At 59.5% G+C, this 1,927-nt stretch carries 3 protein-coding genes; 2 read left to right on the plus strand and 1 reads right to left on the minus strand.

Translation table 11 applies throughout. The features are described 5' to 3' along the window. Both WAW39_RS06425 and WAW39_RS06430 read left to right on the plus strand, forming a co-directional pair. The coding region (locus tag WAW39_RS06425) for a hypothetical protein (RefSeq protein ID WP_422316953.1) at positions 1–464 on the plus strand (464 nt) is incomplete at its 5' end. Positions 465–666: 202 nt separating this feature from the next. Then, positions 667–1,284 (plus strand): hypothetical protein, encoded by a 618-nt coding sequence (locus tag WAW39_RS06430; RefSeq protein WP_422316955.1) that lies wholly within the window; start codon positions 667–669, stop codon positions 1,282–1,284. Positions 1,285–1,418: 134 nt separating this feature from the next. Here WAW39_RS06430 and WAW39_RS06435 read toward each other — a convergent pair. Continuing rightward, positions 1,419–1,927 (minus strand): hypothetical protein (locus WAW39_RS06435; protein WP_422316957.1); only part of this gene is annotated, 509 nt, incomplete at its 5' end.

The raw sequence follows: 1,927 nt of genomic DNA on the forward strand, positions 1-1,927 counted from the left end.
TCGTCATGCCTACGCCGCCTGCCGCACCCGTCCAGACCGCAGACTACCCGCTTGATCGCATCCTCGATGCGCTCCCCGAAGCCTCCCGCGCCACCCTCAGCACCGCACCGCTGGCCGCCGACTCCATCCCCGCGCTGAATGCCGCCCTCTCCACCCTCGCCCTGCGCAAGCCCTTCAAGTTCACCTTCAAGACCGAAGCCGCCGCCGCCCTCCCCAAGAGCCCCGAGAGATTCCAAATCCGCGCCGCTCCCGGCCTCCTCAGCGGCAAATACCCAGCCATCCAGCAGCAGTGGGTGCACCTCTACATGCCCACCGCCAATGCCGCAGAAATCGCCAAAGCCGGCCTCGGCGCCACCCTCACCATGAGCGGCACCATCACCCGCATCGACATCATCACCACCCCTCAGGGCGTCCGCCAGCTCCAGCTCAATCTCGAAGACGCGCAGCTCCTCACACCGCCCTGAGCGGTTCAGGCAAAGCAGCCCAGTTGCGCCGCAGCGGGGTTGGGAAAGGCTGCCTCAATGCAGTGCATCGGGGTCAGTCTCCAAAAAATCGCCTGCACTCCGAGTTTGGAACCGAACTTCCACCCTTCACATCGCTGCTCAAAATCTGCCTCACGCACCCCAAAGAATGACACCACGAGGAGTCAGCACTTCCGTTTCCCCCATGAGCAGCCGCGACTCCAGCCTCAACAAGCACCCGCGCACCACCCTCTGGCTCATCGCCCTGATCGCCGGCATCGCCTGGCGTGCCGAACTCGAACTAACCACCGGCTGGGCCTCGCTCAAATGGATCGGGCAATTTCACTGGGCCATCCCCGCCGGCGTCCTCGCCTTCATCCTCTGGGTCCTTAGCGTCACCCGCGTGCAGCGCCCCTGGGCCTTTGCCGCCACCCTCCTCGTGTACTCCACAGCCGTGTATGTCGTTGTGGAACGCCTCCTCATGACCGCCTTTGGCCGCTGGATGCCGTTTGGCGATAACGATCAACATTCGATGGCCACCGAGAAACTCGTCAGCTTCCTCCTCATCGTCCTCGTGCCGCTCACCTTCAGCCTCCTCTGCCGCCTCTTCGGCGTCCGCGTCAGGCTCCTTCCCTTGCTCGCCTCCGCCATCCTCTTCCTGCTCAGCTGGCCCCTCGCCGCCTACGCCTTCTACTTCGTCGAGCAGCGCGGCATGCCCGGAGATCCCATCCACGCCCTCAAAAGCGGCTACGTCATCCCCCTCCTCATCCTCTCCCTCGGCTTCCCGCTCCTGCGCGCCCGGCGTGATGCAGAGCGCGGTTAGCGCCTGCTATTCGCTTTCAGTGAAGTCCTTGGCCTCATTTTTTTCGCGGATAACGACTCGGATCAGGCGACGGCGAGCGGGAGGCACCGATGACACGACAGATGCCATACGAGCCGTTGCATGCATCCGTTTTGTTAGGCTCCTTTTTCAATTTCTTCTTCTGCCTTCTCAAGGATCTGAATGGCGCTGACAAGGCCCTCTTCGCTCGCAATCATCCACTCCCGAATTTTCATCAGAGCCTTATCACATTCCTCAAAATCAAGGTACTCTGCATTTTTCGATATAATATTGAGTCCACTCTTACCTCGCAATGAAGCCTTGATTCGGACCCAGCGATCTGTTTCTCCGCATTCTATTGCCCAAAAGGAGTGCACTATTCGATTTCTAAATTCCTCTGCGGTAAAGAGCGCCCTCCGGATCGTATGCAAGCTAGCCGTGCCTCCGTATTTCGGATTTCGTTTCTTGTGGAGTTCCACCATGAGATCGACCTTCTGCCTGTAACTCATCGCCGAGGCTACTATTGAGACTTGTATAATAGCCTGACAAGGTTGGTTTCCCGGTGTATTATGCTTGGATGAGCAAGCAAAGAGATCACCAGGAAATGGAAAAACGGCGGTTGAAGGCCGCGAAGCACTTTGCCCGT

The sequence above is a fragment of the Prosthecobacter sp. genome (assembly GCF_049294395.1).
In the GTDB taxonomy this organism is placed as follows: domain Bacteria; phylum Verrucomicrobiota; class Verrucomicrobiia; order Verrucomicrobiales; family Verrucomicrobiaceae; genus Prosthecobacter.